The organism is Bradyrhizobium archetypum (genome assembly GCF_013114835.1).
GTDB classification, from domain to species: domain Bacteria; phylum Pseudomonadota; class Alphaproteobacteria; order Rhizobiales; family Xanthobacteraceae; genus Bradyrhizobium; species Bradyrhizobium archetypum.
Map to the genome: position 1 here is coordinate 607,583 of NZ_JAAVLW010000003.1, position 17,891 is coordinate 625,473.

The 17,891-nt window shown below is 64.3% G+C and carries 18 protein-coding genes and 1 other RNA gene; 10 read left to right on the plus strand and 9 right to left on the minus strand.

What is annotated here, in order from left to right:
* Window positions 1–27: 27 nt before the first annotated feature.
* The 3 genes from HCN50_RS11465 to tkt form a co-directional block, all read right to left on the minus strand.
* Window positions 28–1,224: a phosphoglycerate kinase gene (locus tag HCN50_RS11465; RefSeq protein WP_171709742.1), complete on the minus strand. Its 1,197-nt coding sequence runs from the start codon at window positions 1,222–1,224 to the stop codon at window positions 28–30.
* A gap of 133 nt (window positions 1,225–1,357) precedes the next feature.
* A complete protein-coding gene (gene gap, locus HCN50_RS11470) occupies window positions 1,358–2,365 on the minus strand; it encodes a type I glyceraldehyde-3-phosphate dehydrogenase (RefSeq protein WP_171709743.1) in 1,008 nt (335 codons plus the stop codon).
* A gap of 309 nt (window positions 2,366–2,674) precedes the next feature.
* Window positions 2,675–4,657 carry a transketolase gene (gene tkt, locus HCN50_RS11475; RefSeq protein WP_171709744.1) on the minus strand — a complete coding sequence of 661 codons (1,983 nt, stop codon included), beginning with the start codon at window positions 4,655–4,657 and terminating at the stop codon, window positions 2,675–2,677.
* A gap of 285 nt (window positions 4,658–4,942) precedes the next feature.
* Between tkt and HCN50_RS11480 the strand changes: the two genes are divergently transcribed.
* Together HCN50_RS11480 and HCN50_RS11485 are read left to right on the plus strand one after the other, a co-directional pair.
* Entirely contained in the window at window positions 4,943–5,269 is a 327-nt protein-coding gene (locus HCN50_RS11480) for a DUF4164 domain-containing protein (protein ID WP_171709745.1), read from the plus strand.
* On the plus strand, window positions 5,266–5,649 hold the full coding sequence (locus HCN50_RS11485; protein ID WP_171709746.1) for a cell division protein ZapA: 384 nt from the start codon (window positions 5,266–5,268) through the stop codon (window positions 5,647–5,649). Before HCN50_RS11480 ends, HCN50_RS11485 begins: the two co-directional genes overlap by 4 nt.
* Before the next feature lie 73 nt (window positions 5,650–5,722).
* Here the strand turns inward: HCN50_RS11485 and HCN50_RS33600 are convergent, their stop codons facing one another.
* Together HCN50_RS33600 and HCN50_RS11490 are read right to left on the minus strand one after the other, a co-directional pair.
* On the minus strand, window positions 5,723–5,845 hold the full coding sequence (locus tag HCN50_RS33600) for a hypothetical protein (RefSeq protein WP_311968039.1): 123 nt from the start codon (window positions 5,843–5,845) through the stop codon (window positions 5,723–5,725).
* Complete coding sequence (locus HCN50_RS11490) at window positions 5,800–6,117, minus strand: endonuclease domain-containing protein (protein ID WP_235976893.1); 318 nt, start codon at window positions 6,115–6,117, stop codon at window positions 5,800–5,802. The genes HCN50_RS33600 and HCN50_RS11490 overlap by 46 nt, the downstream gene beginning before the upstream one ends.
* A 239-nt stretch (window positions 6,118–6,356) precedes the next feature.
* Between HCN50_RS11490 and ssrS the strand changes: the two genes are divergently transcribed.
* From ssrS to HCN50_RS11505, 3 genes are all read left to right on the plus strand, one after another.
* A non-coding RNA gene (ssrS, locus tag HCN50_RS11495) (6S RNA) lies at window positions 6,357–6,517 on the plus strand.
* A 195-nt stretch (window positions 6,518–6,712) separates the two neighbouring features.
* Window positions 6,713–7,288, plus strand: coding sequence for a 5-formyltetrahydrofolate cyclo-ligase (locus HCN50_RS11500; RefSeq protein ID WP_171709747.1), 576 nt, complete (start codon window positions 6,713–6,715; stop codon window positions 7,286–7,288).
* Window positions 7,289–7,291: 3 nt separating this feature from the next.
* Window positions 7,292–8,113: a TIGR00282 family metallophosphoesterase gene (locus tag HCN50_RS11505; protein WP_171709748.1), complete on the plus strand. Its 822-nt coding sequence runs from the start codon at window positions 7,292–7,294 to the stop codon at window positions 8,111–8,113.
* Between the two features lie 34 nt (window positions 8,114–8,147).
* Here HCN50_RS11505 and HCN50_RS11510 read toward each other — a convergent pair whose 3' ends face one another.
* From HCN50_RS11510 to HCN50_RS11525, 4 genes are all read right to left on the minus strand, one after another.
* Entirely contained in the window at window positions 8,148–10,355 is a 2,208-nt protein-coding gene (locus HCN50_RS11510) for a xanthine dehydrogenase family protein molybdopterin-binding subunit (RefSeq protein ID WP_171709991.1), read from the minus strand.
* Window positions 10,356–10,360: 5 nt separating this feature from the next.
* The gene (locus HCN50_RS11515) at window positions 10,361–11,377 is read right to left on the minus strand and encodes an FAD binding domain-containing protein (RefSeq protein WP_171709749.1); all 1,017 of its coding nucleotides are present in this window, start codon (window positions 11,375–11,377) and stop codon (window positions 10,361–10,363) included.
* A complete protein-coding gene (locus HCN50_RS11520) occupies window positions 11,374–11,889 on the minus strand; it encodes a (2Fe-2S)-binding protein (protein WP_171709750.1) in 516 nt (171 codons plus the stop codon). Before HCN50_RS11520 ends, HCN50_RS11515 begins: the two co-directional genes overlap by 4 nt.
* A 302-nt stretch (window positions 11,890–12,191) precedes the next feature.
* Window positions 12,192–13,946 (minus strand): methyl-accepting chemotaxis protein, encoded by a 1,755-nt coding sequence (locus HCN50_RS11525; protein ID WP_171709751.1) that lies wholly within the window; start codon window positions 13,944–13,946, stop codon window positions 12,192–12,194.
* A 198-nt stretch (window positions 13,947–14,144) separates the two neighbouring features.
* Between HCN50_RS11525 and HCN50_RS11530 the strand changes: the two genes are divergently transcribed.
* From HCN50_RS11530 to ruvB, 5 genes are all read left to right on the plus strand, one after another.
* Entirely contained in the window at window positions 14,145–14,891 is a 747-nt protein-coding gene (locus HCN50_RS11530) for a YebC/PmpR family DNA-binding transcriptional regulator (RefSeq protein WP_171709752.1), read from the plus strand.
* 202 nt (window positions 14,892–15,093) lie between these two features.
* Window positions 15,094–15,621 carry a crossover junction endodeoxyribonuclease RuvC gene (ruvC, locus tag HCN50_RS11535; protein ID WP_171709753.1) on the plus strand — a complete coding sequence of 176 codons (528 nt, stop codon included), beginning with the start codon at window positions 15,094–15,096 and terminating at the stop codon, window positions 15,619–15,621.
* Window positions 15,618–16,235 (plus strand): Holliday junction branch migration protein RuvA, encoded by a 618-nt coding sequence (ruvA, locus tag HCN50_RS11540; protein WP_171709754.1) that lies wholly within the window; start codon window positions 15,618–15,620, stop codon window positions 16,233–16,235. Before ruvC ends, ruvA begins: the two co-directional genes overlap by 4 nt.
* Window positions 16,236–16,276: 41 nt before the next feature.
* A complete protein-coding gene (locus HCN50_RS11545; RefSeq protein WP_171709755.1) occupies window positions 16,277–16,696 on the plus strand; it encodes a cytidine deaminase in 420 nt (139 codons plus the stop codon).
* A complete protein-coding gene (gene ruvB / locus HCN50_RS11550) occupies window positions 16,693–17,736 on the plus strand; it encodes a Holliday junction branch migration DNA helicase RuvB (protein ID WP_171709756.1) in 1,044 nt (347 codons plus the stop codon). Before HCN50_RS11545 ends, ruvB begins: the two co-directional genes overlap by 4 nt.
* Window positions 17,737–17,891 lie beyond the last annotated feature (155 nt).

Below are 17,891 nucleotides of genomic sequence, written 5' to 3' on the forward strand. Positions count from 1 at the left end.
GGCTTTGGCGCTTCGTTAGGTCCGGGTCTAACCCACTTTGAGAACTTCGACGCCGGGTAGCGGCTTGCCTTCCATCCATTCGAGGAACGCGCCGCCGGCCGTCGAGACATAGGAAAAATCGTCGGCCACGCCGGCCTGGTTGAGCGCCGCGACGGTGTCGCCGCCGCCGGCGACCGAAATCAGTTTCTTCGCCTTGGTCCGCTCCGCCGCATGTTTGGCGGCAACGACGGTGCCGCGGTCGAACGGGGTCATTTCGAATGCACCCAGCGGGCCGTTCCAGACCAGCGTCGCGGCGTCGTCGATCGCGGCATGAATCCGCGCGGTCGATTGCGGGCCGACGTCGAGAATCATGCCATCGGCCGGAATGGCGTCGAGGCCGTAAGCATGCGAAGGCGAGTTGGCCGCGAAATGATAGGCGACCACGGCATCGACAGGCAGGATGATGGCGCAGTTCGCGGCGGTGGCTTTTTCCAGGATACGCAGCGCGGTCGCGGCGAGGTCCTTCTCCGCCAGCGACTTGCCGACGGCAACGCCCTGCGCATGCAGGAAGGTATTGGCCATGCCGCCGCCGATCACCAGCGCGTCGACTTTCGTAACCAGGTTTTCGAGCAGATCGATCTTGGTGGACACCTTGGCGCCGCCGATGATCGCGATAACCGGTTTGGTCGGCGCTTCCAGCGCCTTGGAAAGCGCGTCGAGCTCGGCCTGCATGGTGCGGCCGGCATAGGCGGGCAGCTTGCGGCCGAGGCCTTCGGTAGAAGCGTGCGCGCGGTGCGCCGCCGAGAACGCGTCGTTGACCCAGATATCGCCGAGCTTGGCCAGCTCGGCGACGAAGGCCGGATCGTTCTTCTCTTCCTCCTTGTGGAAGCGGGTGTTCTCCAGGCAGAGAATGTCGCCGTCCTTCATGGCGCCGACCGCCTTGGCGGCGGCCTCGCCGATGCAGTCGTCGGCGAACGCGACCGGCTTCTTGATGACCTGCGCCAGCGCCGCTGCGACCGGTTTGAGCGAGTCCTTGGCGTCGCGTCCCTTCGGCCGGCCGAAATGGGCGAGCAGGATGACCTTGCCGCCCTTGTCGGAAATTTCGCTGATGGTCGGCGCGACGCGCTCGAGCCTGGTCGCGTCGGTGACGCGGCCGTTTTCCATAGGAACATTAAGGTCGACGCGCAGCAGCACGCGCTTGCCCTTCACGTCGACGTCATCGAGGGTGCGGAATGTTTTCGGCATGGGCGGGTCTCTTGTCCCGGGCGCACGGCGGCGCGAAGTGCCGCTGTGCTGAACCGGGACCTACGTTGCATGGGTCCCGGCTCTGCGCCGCGTCACTTCGTGCCGCGGCGCATCCGGGACACGAGACTAGAACTTACAGCAGCTTCCCCATCGCAACGGCCGTGTCGGCCATCCGGTTGGAGAAACCCCATTCATTGTCGTACCAGGACATCACGCGCACCAGCGTGCCGTTCTGCACCTTGGTCTGGTCCTCATGGAACGTCGACGAATGGGGGTCGTGGTTGAAGTCGATCGAGACGTTCGGCGCTGATGTGTAGCCGAGAATGCCCTTGAGCTGCTGCTCGGAGGCGCGCTTCATCGCCGCGTTGATTTCCTTGGCATCGGTGGCGCGCTTGGCGACGATCTTGAGGTCGACCACCGAGACGTTCGGGGTCGGCACGCGGATCGCGACGCCGTCGAGCTTGCCCTTCAGCTCGGGCAGCACCAGGCCGATCGCCTTCGCGGCACCGGTCGAGGTCGGGATCATCGACATCGCCGCCGCGCGGCCGCGATAGAGATCCTTGTGCAGGGTGTCGAGCGTAGGCTGGTCGCCGGTGTAAGCGTGGATCGTGGTCATGAAGCCGGTCTCGATGCCGACGGTATCGTTCAAGACCTTGGCGACTGGCGCCAGGCAGTTGGTGGTGCAGGAGCCGTTGGAGACGACCAGGTGATCCTTGGTCAGGGTGTCATGGTTGACGCCGTAGACGATGGTGGCGTCGGCGTTGTCGGCGGGTGCCGAGACCAGCACGCGCTTGGCGCCGGCGGTCAGGTGCGCGGAGGCCTTGTCCTTGGCGGTGAAGATGCCGGTGCATTCCAGCGCGATGTCGACGCCGAGCGCCTTCCACGGCAGCTTCGAGGGATCGCGCTCGGCGGAAACCTTGATCTTGCCGTTGCCGAGGCTGATCGAGTCGCCGTCGACGGTCACCGTGCCGGGGAAGCGGCCATGCACGGAATCGAAGCGCAGCAGGTGGGCGTTGGTCTCGACCGGGCCGAGATCGTTGATGCCGACCACCTCGATATCCGTGCGGCCAGATTCCGCAATCGCCCGCAACACGTTGCGGCCAATGCGGCCAAATCCGTTGATCGCGACGCGGACTGCCATGCTGTTTCTCCCTTGATAGCTGATGCCATCCCCGCGGAGCTGTTCCACGGAGGTGCTGACGGCGGAACGCCCGGTTCGGCCGGGCGGGAACGGTCAAGATAGGGGTCTAGGTAGTCCTTTTTGCCCTAGACCTCAACCGTTAGCAGGAGCGCCGCCGATTTGAAGTTCCTGCTATGGTTGCCGCGAGCACCGTCAGGAACTTCAAATCGATAAGCGGCGCTCCCAACGTTAATAATCGTCTCGTGCCCATTCATTTCCGAAGTTCGCATCAGAAGCGCCGCGAAAGCGTGCAAACTTCGGAAACGGGCACTAGACGCGCTTCAGGACAGCGTTAACCGCGGCCTCGGCGGTAATTCCGAAGTGCTTGAAAAGGTCCTTGGCCGGCGCGCTGGCACCGAAACCGTGCATGCCGACGAATTCGCCATCCTGACCGATCACGGCGTCCCAGCCCCAGCGCACTCCGGCCTCGATGGCCAGTTTGACCGGCGCATTGCCGATAATGGCTGTCTTTCGGTCCGCCGGCTGCGCCAGCAACAGGTCGAGCGAGGGCACCGAGACCACCCGCGACGCGATGCCACGTTCCGCCAGTTGCTTCTGGGCGGCCACCGCGATCTCGACCTCGGACCCCGAGGCGAACAGCGACACTTTGGCCTCGCCCTCGGCCGCGACCAGCTCATAAGCGCCATGCCCGCAAGGGTTATCGTTCGGCGCATGGGTGCGGAGTTGCGGCAGGTTCTGGCGGGTCAGTGCCAGCACCGTCGGGCCATCGACACGGTTGAGCGCGAGCTCCCAGCATTCCGCGACCTCGACCGCGTCGCAGGGCCGGAACACGCGCATGTTGGGCATGGCGCGCAAGGCCGCGAGATGCTCGACCGGCTGGTGCGTCGGTCCGTCCTCGCCGAGCCCGATCGAATCATGGGTCATCACATAGACCACGCCGGTACCCATCAGCGCGGCCAGTCGCATCGCCGGACGCGCGTAGTCGGTGAATACCAGAAACGTCGCGCCGTTCGGTGCGAAGCCGCCATGCAGGAAGATGCCGTTGAGAGCCGCGGCCATGCCGTGCTCGCGGATGCCGTAGTGGATGAAGCGGCCCTTCGGCGTCTTGGCGGAGAACGCGACCGCCGATTTCGCCTTGTTGTTGTTGGAGCCGGTGAGGTCGGCGGAGCCCGCGACGAATTCCATCGGCATCGCAGCCGCGATCGCCTCGATCGCCGCTTCCGAGGATTTCCGCGTCGCGACATTCAGCGGCGCCTCCAATAGCGCCTTCTTGTGCGCCCGCAGCGCCTTCGCAAGCGCGGCCGGCCGCTCGTGCCGCATCCGTCGCTCGAACTCGGCGCGCTTGCGGGGACCGAGCTCGGCGAAAACCGCTTCCCATTCCTCCCGCGCGGCAGCGCCGCGGCTGCCGGCCGCGCGCCACGCCTGCAGTACGTCGTCGGGCACCGAGAAGGCTTCGAGCGAGATGCCGAGCTTTTCCTTGGCGCCCTTGAGCTCGTCGGCGCCGAGCGCCTCGCCATGGGCCTTGGCGGTGCCGGCCCGCGTCGGCGCGCCGTAACCGATCGTGGTCTTGCAGGCGATCAGCGACGGCTTGTTGGATTTCTGTGCGCGGGTGATCGCCGCTGCGATCGCCTTCGGATCCTGGCCGTCGATCAATTCCGCCGCCCAGCCGGCCGACTTGAAGCGCTTCACCTGGTCGACCGAATCGGCGAGCGAGGTCGGGCCGTCGATCGAGATACCGTTGTCGTCATACAGCACGATCAGCTTATTCAGCTTCCAATGTCCGGCCATCGCGATCGCTTCCTGCGACACGCCTTCCATCAAATCGCCGTCGGAGGCGAGCACGTAGGTGTGATGGCTGACCACCTTCTTGCCGAACTCGGCGGCAAGCATCTTTTCCGCCAGCGCCATGCCGACCGAGGTCGCGATGCCCTGCCCGAGCGGGCCGGTCGTGGTCTCGACGCCGCTGGTCTCGAAGTTTTCCGGATGCCCCGGCGTCTTGGAGCCGAGCTGCCGGAAATTCCGGATCTGGTCGAGCGTCATGTCCTTGTTGCCGGTCAGGTACAGAAGCGCATAGAGCAGCATCGAGCCGTGGCCGGCCGAGAGCACGAAGCGGTCGCGGTCCGGCCAGTTCGGATCCGCCGCGTCGAATTTGAGGAACTGGGTGAACAGCACGGTCGCGATGTCGGCGGCACCCATCGGCAAGCCGGGATGGCCGGATTTCGCCTTTTCGACGGCATCCATGGCAAGGCCGCGAATCGCATTGGCCATACGGGTATGATCGACCTGCGTCATGATGAAAATCCGCCTGAAATGAGGTGCTTGGTTGTAGGTAACGTACCGGGCGAAGCCGCAATACGGGGGTGGGTAAGGGGAGCCGGGGCTGGATAGCACCTCAAACCCCCGAGTCCAAGGCGGGGAAACGCGCCTGCCGTGCGAAAAGTTGCTTAGCAGTGCATAGCTTCGCGCGGGCGTTGCGCTCGGCTCGCTTGCCACGTAAATTTCGTGCTCTAACCGCTTGCCGAACCGCGGATTTTGCTGCCGTGCGGCGAGCTCACGCGAAGGTGCGCGCTGTCTCTCATGAGCGATCGTTACACCAACGGTGCCGGCAATGCCGAGCCGGTCCAGGTCGACATCGAGGTCGCCACGCGGCGCCTGATGCTGGCGCTCGATGCGCTCGAGGCGGCGGCCGAGCGCCGGCGCGACGCCGACCGCGACGAGAATGAATTGGCGAGCCGGATCCAGGCGCTCGGGGCCGACCGCTCGCGGCTTGCCGACGAACTCGACGGCTCGCTGGTGAAGACGCGGCGGCTGGAGCGTGCCAACCGCGAGATCGCCGAAAGGCTGGACGCTGCGATCGGCACCATCCGTGCGGTGCTCGATGCCGACGCGGGAGAGAGTGAATGAGTCACATCAACGTCACCATCAACGGCCGGCAGTACCGCATGGCCTGCGAGGAAGGGCAGGAAGTGCGGCTCTTGAAGCTCGCCGAGAGCCTGGAATCACGGGTCGGCGAGTTGCGCGGCAAGTTCGGCGAAATCGGCGATGCGCGCCTGACCGTGATGGCCGCGCTGACCGTGTGCGACGAACTGGTCGACGCCAATGCGCGCATCCGCGCGCTGGAGGGTGAGCTCGAAACTCTGCGCAATGTTCGCACGGCCGCCGCCGATCGCGCCAAGGCGACGCAAATCGCCGTCGCCAACGCACTCAACGCCGCCGCCGACCGCATCGAAAAAACCACGCAAGTCCTCAACCGCACCATCGGCAGCGGCGTCGCCATCGGGTGACAGGCGGCGCTCGTCTCTTAACCCTCCCCTGGAGTGGGAGGGTCGCCGCGAAGCGGCGGGGCGGGGTGACAGACTATCGTCGTCGGAGGTGCTTGAGTGGTAACGCTTCCGCTTCACGCGATCCATACACCTCCACGCAGATCTTCTCCATCACCGCGCTGAGATCGCCGGCGACATCCGAATTCCAGAAGCGGATAACGCGATATCCTTCCTGCTCAAGACAAGCCTGCCGTTCACTGTCGCGCGTGGCCGTCGCGCCTCATTATGATGCCCGCCATCGAGCTCAATAATGGGACGCTTGGCCGGACAGAAGAAGTCCACGACATAAGGTCCGATCGGCGCCTGACGCCGGAAATGCGTGCCCGATATCGGCAGTTCTTTCAGTGCACGCCAGAGGATGCGCTCATGCGGCGTGGTATTGGCCCGCAGGTTCTTCGCAGCGGCGCGGCGGATAGCCGTTGAAATCATTTCTACCTCGCTCGCGGATAGATCGCCCCATCCCGCTTACATCGACGCTGCTGCGCATCATCGATGTAAGTGACACTCCCCCTCCAGGGGAGCGTGAATTGGAGCGCAATCTTAACGAGAGTGCAATTGGCCATTTCAAAAGTTGTCTTCATGTCGAGAGGCCCATCTTCGGCGTTAGGGACACGAAAGCCTACCGCTAACCGCTGGCGGATTCGCCTGGTAACCCCTACATTGTGTCCGCGAAGCTGCGTCGTGCGTCAGGAGCCATATATCCCCGGGGCCTTATCGATCCTTTAGGGAACTGTCCCTGGCCGGGTCCGTGGATCCGGACATATGGTGCCCACCTACTTTCGTAGGGAACTCCGGGATCGAGTGCTTCAACGGCGTTCGCGGCCTCGCACGCTTGTTTGTTGGTTGCCTGCGATTTTTCTCTACCCGCACGTTCCGTCGTACCCCGCGCATGCGGGGTATCCAGTACGCCGCGGCGTCTCGGTTGAATCACTGAAGTCTCTGAATACTGGATCACCCGCTTTCCGTCTTCGCTCGTTGAGCTTCGGCGGACAGGTCGCGGGTGATGACAGCGGAAAGAAACCGCATGACGGCAACCTTGTCCAAAGCCGACCTCCGCGCCACGGCGCTCGCCAGGCGCGATGCGTTGAGCGACGAGCAGCGCGCCGCGGCGGCGCAGGCGATGGCGAAGCGCGGCCTGCCATTCGAGATCGAGCCGGGCCTTGTCGTATCAGGCTATTCGCCGATCCGCAGCGAGATCGATCCTGCGCCCCTGATGCGCAAGCTCGCCGGGCGGGGCGCCAAGCTGGCGCTGCCGGCGGTGCTGTCACGCGGCAAATCGCTGGCGTTTCGCGCATGGTCGCCCGACGACCGGCTGATGCTGGGACCGCTCGGCATTCTCGAACCATCGCCGGCGGCGGAAGAGCTCGTTCCCGATATCATGCTGGTGCCGCTGGCGGCGTTCGATCGCGCCGGCCACCGCATCGGCTATGGCGCCGGACATTACGACTTCACGCTCGCCCATTTGCGCAAGGCGAAGGCCATCATGGCGGTTGGCATAGCCTTTTCCGTGCAGGAAATAAAAGCCGTTCCCGCGTTGCCGCACGACGTAGCGCTGGATTATGTGCTAACGGAAAAGAAAGTGTTCGATTTCCGGAGCTGAATTTTGCGTATTCTCTTTGTCGGCGACGTGGTCGGCCGGGCAGGCCGCACCGCGGTCGCGGAACATCTGCCCGGCATGATCAGAGACTGGGCGCTCGATCTCGTCGTCGTCAATGGCGAGAATTCCGCCGGCGGTTTCGGCATCACCGAGGCGATCTATCAGGAACTGCTCGACTCCGGTGCCGATGCCATCACGCTCGGCAACCACGCCTGGGACCAGCGCGAGGCGCTGGTGTTCATCGAACGCGCGCCGAAGCTGATCCGGCCCGCAAACTATCCAAAGGGCACGCCAGGCCGCGGAGCTGCGCTTGTCGATACCAAGAACGCCAAGCGCGCATTGATTGTCAACGCCATCGGCCGCGTCTTCATGACGCCGTTCGATGATCCGTTTCAGGTTCTCAATCGCGAACTCGATGCCTGTCCGCTGCGCGAGGCCGCGGACGCGATCGTGATCGATTTCCACGGCGAGGCGACGAGCGAAAAGCAAGCCATCGGCTATTTCTGCGACGGCCGCGCCAGCCTCGTCGTCGGTACCCACACCCATGTGCCGACCGCCGATCATCAGATCCTGGCCGGCGGCACCGCTTACATGACCGATGCAGGGATGACCGGCGATTATGATTCCGTCATCGGCATGCAGAAGGAGGAGCCGCTGCGGCGCTTTACGACGGGTATCCCGTCAGCCCGCTTCGAGCCGGCCGCGGGGCTAGCGACACTCAGCGGCATTGCGGTCGAGACCGACGATTCCACCGGCCTCGCGCTGCGTGTTGCGCCGGTGCGGGCCGGTGGCAGGCTCGAGCCGGCCTTGCCCGCCTTTTGGGCGTGAGAAGGATTGAGACGCCATCGAGCGTTGATGCGCTTCAATTGAACTGAACCACCTTGTCGAGCGTGATCGGCAGATCGCGCACGCGCTTTCCCGTCGCATGATAGACCGCGTTGGCGATCGCTGCGGCCACGCCGACAATGCCGATCTCGCCGAGGCCCTTGATGCCGAGCGGATTGACGATCTCATCCGGCTCGTCGACGAAAATCACCTCGATGTCGTGTATGTCGGCATTCACGGGCACATGGTATTCGGCGATGTTGGCGTTCATGACGCGCCCGAACTGGTGATCGAACAGCGTTTCCTCGTGCAGCGCCATGCCGATCCCCCACACCACGCCACCCATGACCTGGCTGTGCGCGGTCTTGAGGTTGAGGATGCGGCCCGCGGCGACGGCATTGACCACGCGAGTCACACGGATGACACCAAGCTGTTCGTCTACCTTGACCTCCGCGAAGATGGCGGAGTGGACGTTGCGCGCGTGAGACTTGTCTTCAGCGACCGTGTTGGCCTCCTCGCGCGTGATGCGATCGGCGGTGCCGGACTGCATCGCACTGGCAATCGGGACCGCGCGGGTCGCATCCTGCTTGCTGACGATCTTGCCGTCGATCAATGCGACATCGTCCACGCCGGCGCCTGCCAGCGGCGAATCCTTCATTTCGTTGGCGAGGTTCAACAGGTCGCCGCGAACCGCGCGGGCCGTATTCGCGATGGCGTTGCACACCGATGACGCGATCCAGGAGCCGCCCTCCAGCGGACATTGCGGCAGGGTCGAATCGCCGAGCTTGACGCTGATATTGTCGATCGGCAGGCCGAGCATGTCGGCCGCAACCTGCGCCATGATCGTGTAGGTTCCGGTGCCGATATCGGAGGCCGCGGTCGCCACTTCCGCGTGGCCGTTGGCCGTCAGCACGATGCGGACCGTAGCCGGCATCTGCAGCGCTTCCCACACGCCGGACGCCATGCCCCAACCGACCAGTTCGCTGCCGTCGCGCATCGAGCGCGGCTCCGCATTGCGCTTGTCCCAGCCGAACGCCGCCGCGCCCTGCCGATAGCACTCACGCAATTGCTTGCTGGTATAGGGAAGGTCCTCGCCCTGATGGCGGTCGGAATAGCACTGCAGCCGCAATTGCACCGGATCAGTCTTGAGCGCGACGGCGAGCTCGTCCATCGCGCATTCCAGCGCATAGACGCCGGTCGCAGCTCCCGGCGCGCGCATATCGCAGGACGTCGGCAGGTCGAGCTTCACCAGTCTGTGCTCGAATTTCGCGTTGGGGCTTTTGTAAAGCAGGTTGCCCCAGCCGGTATCGTTGCGCGCGAATTCCTCGAACTGCGAGGTTACCGCGATGGCTTCATGTTGCATTGATTCGAGTGTGCCGCCGCTGCTCGCACCAAGCGCTAGCCGTTCGATGCTCGCCGGCCGGTAGCCGAGCGCATACATCTGCGCCCTCGTCAGCATGACGCGAACCGGGCGTTTGAGTGCCTGCGCTCCCAGCACTGCCAGTACGACCTGGTATTGTGGACGCAGCCCCGCGCCGAAGCCGCCGCCCATGTAGGGCGACATGACGCGAACCGCGTCGGGCTGCAGCTCGAACACCTTGCAAAGATATTGCTGGACATTCTGCACGCCTTGCGTCTTGTCATAGACGGTGAGCTGGCCGTCTTGCCAGATCGCAGTCGAGGCAAACAACTCCATCGGATTGTGATGCTCGGTCGGAATGAAATATTCTGCCGCGTGGCGCACGGCGGCGGACGCAAACGCCTTTCCGGCATCACCGCGCGACTTCTCCGGACTGTCGACCGCAAAAGCGCGGGCGCGCTCGGCGTGCAGGTCGGTGATGTGCGGCTCCTTCTGGTATTCGATCTTGACCTGCGAGGCGGCCACGCGCGCGGTTTCCCAATCTTCCGCCAGCACCAGCGCGACCGGCTGACCGGTGAAGTGGATCCTGTCGTCGTAGAGCGGGCGGTAGGGTGAACCCTTCTCCGGCGCGACTTCGTCCTTGTAGGCGTCGTCCTTGGCGGCCATCTGGGGCCGATTGCGATAGGTGAGCACGTCGATCACGCCGGCCATGCCCAGTGCGGCGCTGGTATCGATGCGCTCGATCTGCCCCTTCGGGATCGTCGAGTCGACGACATAGCCATGGACAAGGCCGGGAACGTTGAACTCGCCGGCATACTTGGCTTCGCCGGTGACCTTGGCCCGGCCGTCGACGCGGGATGTCGCTGTTCCGATATAGTTTGGCATGGCGGTCACCGTATTTTCTTGTCGGAGATCGACTGCGGCGTGCCTCGCGCGGCCTGATCGAGCGTTCGCATGATGGCGCGCCGCGCCAGGCCAATCTTGAAGTTGTTGTGTCCGTAGCCTTTGGCGCCGTGAAGCAGCCAATCCGCGGCTTTCGCAAATGCGGTGGCATCGGCGCGTTGCCCGAGCAGGGCCGCTTCAGCCGCAGTACTGCGCCATGGCTTGTGAGCGACGCCGCCGAGCGCCAGCCGCGCCTCCTTGATCGTCTCGCCGTCGAGTTCGAGCGCCGCCGCGACCGATACCAGTGCGAACGCATAGGACAGGCGATCGCGGATTTTCAGATAGGAATAGTTCGCGCTAAATCCCTTTGGCGGCAGTTCGATCGCCGTGATGATCTCGTCGGGTTCGAGATTGGTGTCGCGCTGCGGCGTGTTGCCGGGCAGTCGATGGAAATCCGCAATCGCGATGGTGCGCGCCCCGGCCGGACCTATGACATGCACGACGGCTTCGAGCGCTGCGAGCGCCACGCACATGTCGGAAGGATGGGTCGCGATGCAGGCTTCGCTCGTGCCGAGGATGGCATTGATGCGGTTGACGCCGTCGATCGCCGAACAGCCGCTGCCCGGCTCGCGCTTGTTGCACGGCGTCGCCGTGTCATAGAAATAGAAGCAGCGCGTTCGCTGCAAGAGGTTGCCGCCGGTCGAGGCCATGTTGCGCAATTGCTGCGACGCGCCCGACAGGATCGCGCGCGCGAGCATTGGATAGCGCTCTTCGATCACCGGGTGGTAGGCGAGGTCGGCATTGGGCACCATCGCGCCGATCAGGACGCCGCCGGCGGAAGTTGGCTCGATGCTTCTAAGCGGCAGGTGCGAAATATCGATCAGCCGGCTCGGCCCCTCGACATCGTATTTGATGAGGTCGATCAGGTTGGTGCCGCCCGCAATGAACTTCGCGTAGGGGTCCGTGGCGATCTGCTTGATGGCATCGGCGACGTCGTTGGCGCGCGTATATTGGAACGGGGTCATGATCGCTCCATTGCCTGCTGGATTGCTGCAATGATATTCGGATAGGCGCCGCAGCGGCAGATGTTGCCGCTCATCAGTTCGCGGATTTCGGCGGCCGTTCTTGCCTTGCCCTCGGCGATCAGCCCGGCCGCCGAGCAGATCTGTCCTGACGTGCAATAGCCGCATTGAAAGGCATCGTGATCGATGAAGGCCTGCTGCAGTGGATGCAGCTCACCATCGCGCGAAAGGCCCTCGACGGTGGTGATTTCGGCGCCTTCCTGCATCGCCGCCAACGTCAGGCAGGAATTGATCCGCCGCCCCTCGACCAGAACGGTGCAGGCGCCGCATTGGCCGTGATCGCAGCCCTTCTTGGTGCCGGTTAGATTGAGATGGTCACGTAGCGCATCGAGCAGCGTCGTCCATGGAGCGACTACGAGCTTGGCCGGCTTGTGGTTGACGCTGAGCGTTACCGGAATTTTCTCCGGCACTGCGGCGATTCGCGCTGCGGGCGTTGCTGTCCCAGGATGCGTCATGTTCTTCTCCGCCTGCTTTGGTGCTTGGCATGGCATGTGCACACGTCAACACGATGACGTTCGCCGGGCCGCCGGTCGTGCGTATAAAAGAGGCTTCGGTTCCGAACCTGTCTACAACTGCTTCAAGCAAGGAAGGTTCAGGGCAGGAGCTCGATATGCTCAGCCGTATCCGGCTCGCAGCGTCCCGATACCGGCGCCGGCAATACCAACGAGGGGGTGGCCTACATTATGGCAATCACCGTCGCGCGCTCGCGAAGCGACGCACGCAATTTGATGCAACCGGTGCGGCCAGGCGAATGTGGCTAGAGCTTGTAGGCAGTGCGGAAGCCGCCCCAGTGACGGCCTTTGACGCGGATCGGTACGTCGATCTCGCGCATCATCACGGTGTTGCCGTTGCCCATGTCGCGGGCGTAGCTCTGGATCAGATAGGCACGCTGGTTGCGCCCGGCGGCAAGCCCGGCCGGATCGTTGAAGATGCGGCGGTTGCGGCTGTTGGCGGTGTTCCAGGTAACGTCGCCCGGCCGCTGCGGATGCGAATAGATCTTGTTGTGCACCGGCAGATACCCATTGGTGTCGACCATGGCGCAGAATGCCATCCGCGGATCCCTAGCGAGGAACGCTTCCTGGAACGGCGGCAGCGCGCGATCGGCCCAGTCCAGCATCCTGGTGCGATATTGCACCGGGTTAGTGCCGGGAATCTCGATATAGTCGGTGTCGAACATGTCGTCCATCGAGATGGCGCCGCTGTCGATGGCGTCCTCGAAGATCTTCTTCAGCGCCACGCCGGCTTCCATTGCGCGGGTAACTGCCTCGGTATTGTCGTCCTGGATCGACCACAGTCTGTCTTCGATCTTCTCGGCCAGCGCGGTGCTTGCCCGCTCGAACCGGACCTGAGTGCCGGCCTTGGATCGCTCACTGACGCGAATGCGGCAGGCGCCGACATCCTGCAGTGTTGCCTCGAAGCTCTGGCCCTGTGCCAGCCTTTCGGCGTCCGGCCCGCTGACCAGAATGCCATCCATCGAAATCTCGTAAACCGGTGCCGATATCACGCCGCGCGGCGTCTGGATTTCGATCTTGAGGCTGCAGGGCAGTTTTTGCGGTTCGCGGCGCTCGGTTCGTTCACCTTGGCGCAACAGCACGGCGCAGCGCGCCTTAAGCTTCTGCGCAAACGCGGTGACCGCCCGTCCGGCCTTGGCGACGCTTTCGCCATGGGCCTCGGCTTCCTTGGTCGCGTGGTCGATTTCGGTGGCGCTGTCGCCGACCGAAGCGATGAAGCTGGATGCGGAGGCTGCATTGTCGGCCATTTCGCCGGTGGTTGCGTTCTGCTCGGCGACCGCGCCGTTGACGTTCTCGAACACCGGCCGGATCGCCTCGATCGCCTGGGTGATACGATGCACGGCGTCGACGGAGCCCGCCGCGTCGCGCTGCAGCGTCTCGATCTTCTTGGTGATCTCCTCGGTGGCGTTCTGCGTCTGCACCGCGAGCGCCTTCACTTCGGTGGCGACCACGGCGAAACCGCGCCCGGCCTCGCCCGCACGCGCAGCCTCGATGGTGGAATTGAGCGCCAGCAGCGTGGTCTGCCGCGCGATCTGCGCGATCAAGTTGACGACGTTGCCGATCGCGGCCGATGATTCCCGGAGACGATCGACATTGGCGCTGGCTTCGCGGGCAGCGTCGCTGGCCTGGTCGGCGAGCTTGCCGGCGTCGCGCACCTGGGAGCCGATCCCCTGCGCCGATTGGGTGAACTTGTCGGCGGCGTACGAAAACGTCGTCGCGGTGGCCCGAGCGGCGCTGGTGCGGCTTGTCAGGGCATCGGTGCGCTGGCGGATGGTCGACAGCGTCGCGGCCGCCGCCTCGGCGCCGCCGGCGACCGAATTGGCCGCGCGCTCGAGCTGGCGGATCATCGCGCCGAGTTCGAGCTCCAGAAGCTCGAGGATTGCCTTGGCCGAATCGTCGGCGGAAGCGGCTTCCGCCGTGGCGGCAGCCACGTGCGCCTTGGGCGCCATGGCCGGTAAGGCCGGTTCCGGTACCCGCTTTTTGAACAGACCGAAGGCCATGGGAGCTCTTAAAAGTTGAGGATCGGTGCGAAATCCTCTCATCCGAGCATGAAGTCGTGGTTAACAACTGCCTGATATTTCGGCGGGCGGCACTACCAACATACCCGACCGGGCTGTAAATCTTTGATTTCGGCCGATTACCGGCCTATAAGGCCGCGCTTCACCCGACATACCTGGACGAATCCAAGAGATACCCGCATGGCCGGCCATTCCCAATTCAAGAACATCATGCACCGCAAGGGCCGGCAGGATGCCCAGAAGTCCAAGCTGTTCAGCAAGCTCGCGCGGGAAATCACGGTTGCTGCCAAGCTTGGAACTCCGGACCCGGCCATGAACCCCCGGCTGCGCTCGGCCGTCATCGCCGCGCGCCAGGAAAATATGCCGAAGGACAATATCGAGCGAGCCATCAAGAAGGCGATCGGCGGCGAGAGTGAGAACTACGATGAAATCCGCTACGAGGGCTATGGCCCGGGCGGCGTCGCGGTGATCGTCGAGGCGCTGACGGATAACCGCAACCGCGCCGCTTCCGACATCCGCTCCTATTTCACCAAGTCGGGCGGCAATCTCGGCGAAACCGGCTCGGTCGCCTTCATGTTCGACCGCACCGGCATTATCGAATATGACGCCAGTGTCGCCTCCGACGATGCGATGCTGGAAGCCGCGATCGAGGCCGGCGCCGACGACGTCGTATCCAGCGAAAACGGTCATGAGATCTACGCCTCGCAGGACACCTTCCGCGAGGTTGCGAAAGCGCTGGAAGCCAAGTTCGGCGAAGCCCGCAAGGCGGCGCTGACCTGGAAGCCGCAGAACACGGTCGCGGTCGATGACGAGACCGGCGAGAAGCTGCTCAAGCTGATGGATCTCCTGAACGAGCACGACGACGTCCAGAACGTTTACGCCAATTTCGAGATATCCGACGCGCTGATGGCGAAGATGGGCGGATAGGCGTTCTCGTGTCCCGGACGCGGTGTAGCGCGCAAGCGCTGCGCCGCAGAGCCGGGACCCATGTGGCCAGATACCGTGCCGATGGATGGCCCCGGCTCGGCGTCGCGTCATTTCGTGCCGCGCCGCGTCCGGGACACGTATCTCCGGGGATTGCCGTTCTCTTTATGTTTCGTTCATCCGGCTCTGGCGTTATCACTACGGCATGACATCCCCACCGATTCGCCATCCCGTCCGGATCATCGGCATCGACCCTGGCCTGCGCCGCACCGGCTGGGGCGTGATCGAGACCGAAGGCAACCGCCTTGTCTTCATCGGCTGCGGCTCGGTGGAGCCGCCGGGCGATGTGCCGTTGGCCAGCCGGCTGCTCGCTATCCACGAAGGGCTTGCCGCCGTGCTCGGCGATTTCCGCCCCGCAGAGGCCGCGGTCGAGCAGACGTTTGTGAACAAGGACGGCGTCGCCACCCTGAAGCTCGGCCAGGCCCGCGGCGTTGCCATGCTGGCGCCCGCGATGTTCGGTATTTCGGTTGCTGAATATGCGCCCAATCAGGTGAAGAAGACGGTGGTCGGCGCCGGCCACGCCGACAAGAACCAGGTTTCGGTGATGCTGAAGATCTTGCTGCCGAAAGCCGAGCCGAAATCCGCCGATGCGGCGGATGCACTGGCGATCGCCATCACGCACGCCCATCACCGCCAGGGCGTGGCGCTACGGATGAAGGTGGCGAGCTTATGATCGGTAAACTCAAAGGCCTGATCGATTCCTACGGCGAGGATTTTATCATCCTCGATGTCGGCGGCGTCGGCTATCAGGTGCATTGCTCGTCGCGCACGCTGCAGGCGCTGCCGTCGCCCGGCGAGGCCGCGGTGCTGTCGATCGAGACCTATGTGCGCGAGGACCAGATCAAGCTGTTCGGCTTTCGCACCGATACCGAGCGCGAATGGTTTCGCTTACTGCAGACCGTGCAGGGCGTCGGTGCGAAAGTGGCGCTGGCGGTGCTCGGCACCTTGCCGCCGGCCGAGCTCGCCAATGCGATTGCGCTGCGCGACAAGGCTGCGGTGTCGCGCACGCCCGGCGTCGGCCCGAAAGTCGCCGAGCGCATCGTCTCCGAACTGAAGGACAAGGCGCCGGCCTTCGCCAATGTCGATCCTGCCGTGGTGCACCTCGCCGGTGCGGTCGACGATCAACGCGCGCCGCGTCCGGTCACCGACGCCATCTCCGCGCTGGTCAACCTCGGCTACGGCCAGCCGCAGGCGGCGGCCGCGATTGCATCCGCCTCGCGTAGCGCGGGCGAGAATGCCGAGACGGCCCAGTTGATCCGGCTGGGCCTGAAGGAACTGGCGAAATAGACTATGTTCGCCGCTGACCAACGAAGGAATCCGTTTCCGCCATGTTGAGCGAAAAAGACAAAGAACTGATCGCCGCCGCGATTGACGCGATCAGGCCGCGTTATCGCAACAAATGGCAGGAGGTCGGCGCTGCCATGCGTACCCGCGACGGCCGCATCGTCACGGGCGTGAATATCGATGCCTATATCGGCCGGATCGCCGTCTGCGCGGAGGCGATCGCCATTGGGCGCGCCATCACCGAAACCGGCGATCGCGGCATCGAGACCATCGTCGCCGTGCGTCATCCCAAGCCGGACGAGCCCGGCAATATCGCCGTGGTATCCCCCTGCGGCATCTGTCGCGAACTGATCCACGATTACGATGCGAAGGCGCGGGTCATCGTTCCCGACAATGGCCGCGAGCCGCAGGTCGTCACCATCGGCGAGCTTTTGCCCAACAAGTACCGTAGGGGTAACGGGTGAACACGCCCTCCCGCATCGTTACCCCCGAGCGCCGCAGCGACGATGTCGGCGACACCGCGCTGCGTCCGCAACTGCTGTCCGAATTCGTCGGGCAGGCGCAGGCGCGCAAGAATCTCACGATCTTCATCGAGGCCGCGCGCAAGCGGGGCGAGGCGCTGGATCACGTGCTGTTCGTCGGCCCGCCCGGCCTCGGCAAGACCACGCTGGCGCAGATCGTCGCGCGCGAGCTCGGGGTCGGCTTTCGCGCCACCTCCGGTCCCGTGATTGCTAAGGCCGGCGATCTCGCCGCGCTGCTGACCAACCTCGAAGAGCGCGACGTTCTGTTCATCGATGAAATCCATCGCCTCAGCCCGGCGGTCGAGGAAGTGCTGTATCCCGCGATGGAGGATTTTCAGCTTGACCTCATCATCGGCGAGGGACCGGCGGCGCGCTCGGTCAAGATCGATCTGGCAAAGTTCACTCTCGTCGGCGCCACGACGCGCGCAGGGCTCCTGACCAATCCGCTGCGCGACCGTTTCGGCATTCCGATCCGCCTGAACTTTTACACCGAGGAAGAGCTTGAGAAGATCGTCGCCCGCGGCGCCCGCGTGCTCAACATCGGCATGACGCCGGATGGCGCCAACGAGATCGCCCGTCGCGCCCGCGGCACGCCGCGGATCGCCGGCCGCCTGCTGCGCCGCGTACGCGACTTTGCTTCCGCAGCCGACGCCAGCTCGGTCGATCGCGGCATCGCCGACCACGCGCTGAGCGCGCTGGAAGTCGACGCCGCCGGTTTGGACGCCATGGACCGGCGCTACCTCACGACGATCGCGCTGAACTATGGCGGCGGCCCGGTCGGCGTCGAAACCATGGCCGCGGCGCTGTCGGAGCCGCGCGACGCCATCGAGGACATCATCGAGCCCTATCTGATCCAGTGCGGCTATTTGCAACGCACCCCGCGCGGCCGTCTGCTCACCTCGCACGCCTTCCGCCATCTCGGCCTCGCCGAACCCACGCGCGACCCCGCGCAGTTCGGCCTGTTCGGCAACGGCGACGACTAGCGGCCTCGAACCTGATTACTGTAACGGTGCACTAAGGGCGAAACAGCCGGCGTTGAGCAAGGCACGGCGGAATGCGCTGATGGGGCAGAATCGGTGGCAAGAAGTTGCTGGAGCCCTGCTGACGTTCTGCACAAACCCACCGCAATTCGGGCTCA

Bases quoted from the DNA above. Each gene is read 5' to 3' on its own strand.
- HCN50_RS11525 (WP_171709751.1), bottom strand. From the start codon at position 13,946: ATGGCCTTCGGTCTGTTCAAAAAGCGGGTACCGGAACCGGCCTTACCG.
- tkt (WP_171709744.1), bottom strand. From the start codon at position 4,657: ATGACGCAGGTCGATCATACCCGTATGGCCAATGCGATTCGCGGCCTT.
- HCN50_RS11510 (WP_171709991.1), bottom strand. From the start codon at position 10,355: ATGCCAAACTATATCGGAACAGCGACATCCCGCGTCGACGGCCGGGCC.
- HCN50_RS11480 (WP_171709745.1), top strand. From the start codon at position 4,943: ATGAGCGATCGTTACACCAACGGTGCCGGCAATGCCGAGCCGGTCCAG.
- HCN50_RS11465 (WP_171709742.1), bottom strand. From the start codon at position 1,224: ATGCCGAAAACATTCCGCACCCTCGATGACGTCGACGTGAAGGGCAAG.
- HCN50_RS11500 (WP_171709747.1), top strand. From the start codon at position 6,713: ATGACGGCAACCTTGTCCAAAGCCGACCTCCGCGCCACGGCGCTCGCC.
- HCN50_RS11530 (WP_171709752.1), top strand. From the start codon at position 14,145: ATGGCCGGCCATTCCCAATTCAAGAACATCATGCACCGCAAGGGCCGG.
- HCN50_RS11490 (WP_235976893.1), bottom strand. From the start codon at position 6,117: ATGATTTCAACGGCTATCCGCCGCGCCGCTGCGAAGAACCTGCGGGCC.
- HCN50_RS11520 (WP_171709750.1), bottom strand. From the start codon at position 11,889: ATGACGCATCCTGGGACAGCAACGCCCGCAGCGCGAATCGCCGCAGTG.
- HCN50_RS11485 (WP_171709746.1), top strand. From the start codon at position 5,266: ATGAGTCACATCAACGTCACCATCAACGGCCGGCAGTACCGCATGGCC.
- gap (WP_171709743.1), bottom strand. From the start codon at position 2,365: ATGGCAGTCCGCGTCGCGATCAACGGATTTGGCCGCATTGGCCGCAAC.
- HCN50_RS11545 (WP_171709755.1), top strand. From the start codon at position 16,277: ATGTTGAGCGAAAAAGACAAAGAACTGATCGCCGCCGCGATTGACGCG.
- ruvA (WP_171709754.1), top strand. From the start codon at position 15,618: ATGATCGGTAAACTCAAAGGCCTGATCGATTCCTACGGCGAGGATTTT.
- ruvC (WP_171709753.1), top strand. From the start codon at position 15,094: ATGACATCCCCACCGATTCGCCATCCCGTCCGGATCATCGGCATCGAC.
- HCN50_RS11515 (WP_171709749.1), bottom strand. From the start codon at position 11,377: ATGACCCCGTTCCAATATACGCGCGCCAACGACGTCGCCGATGCCATC.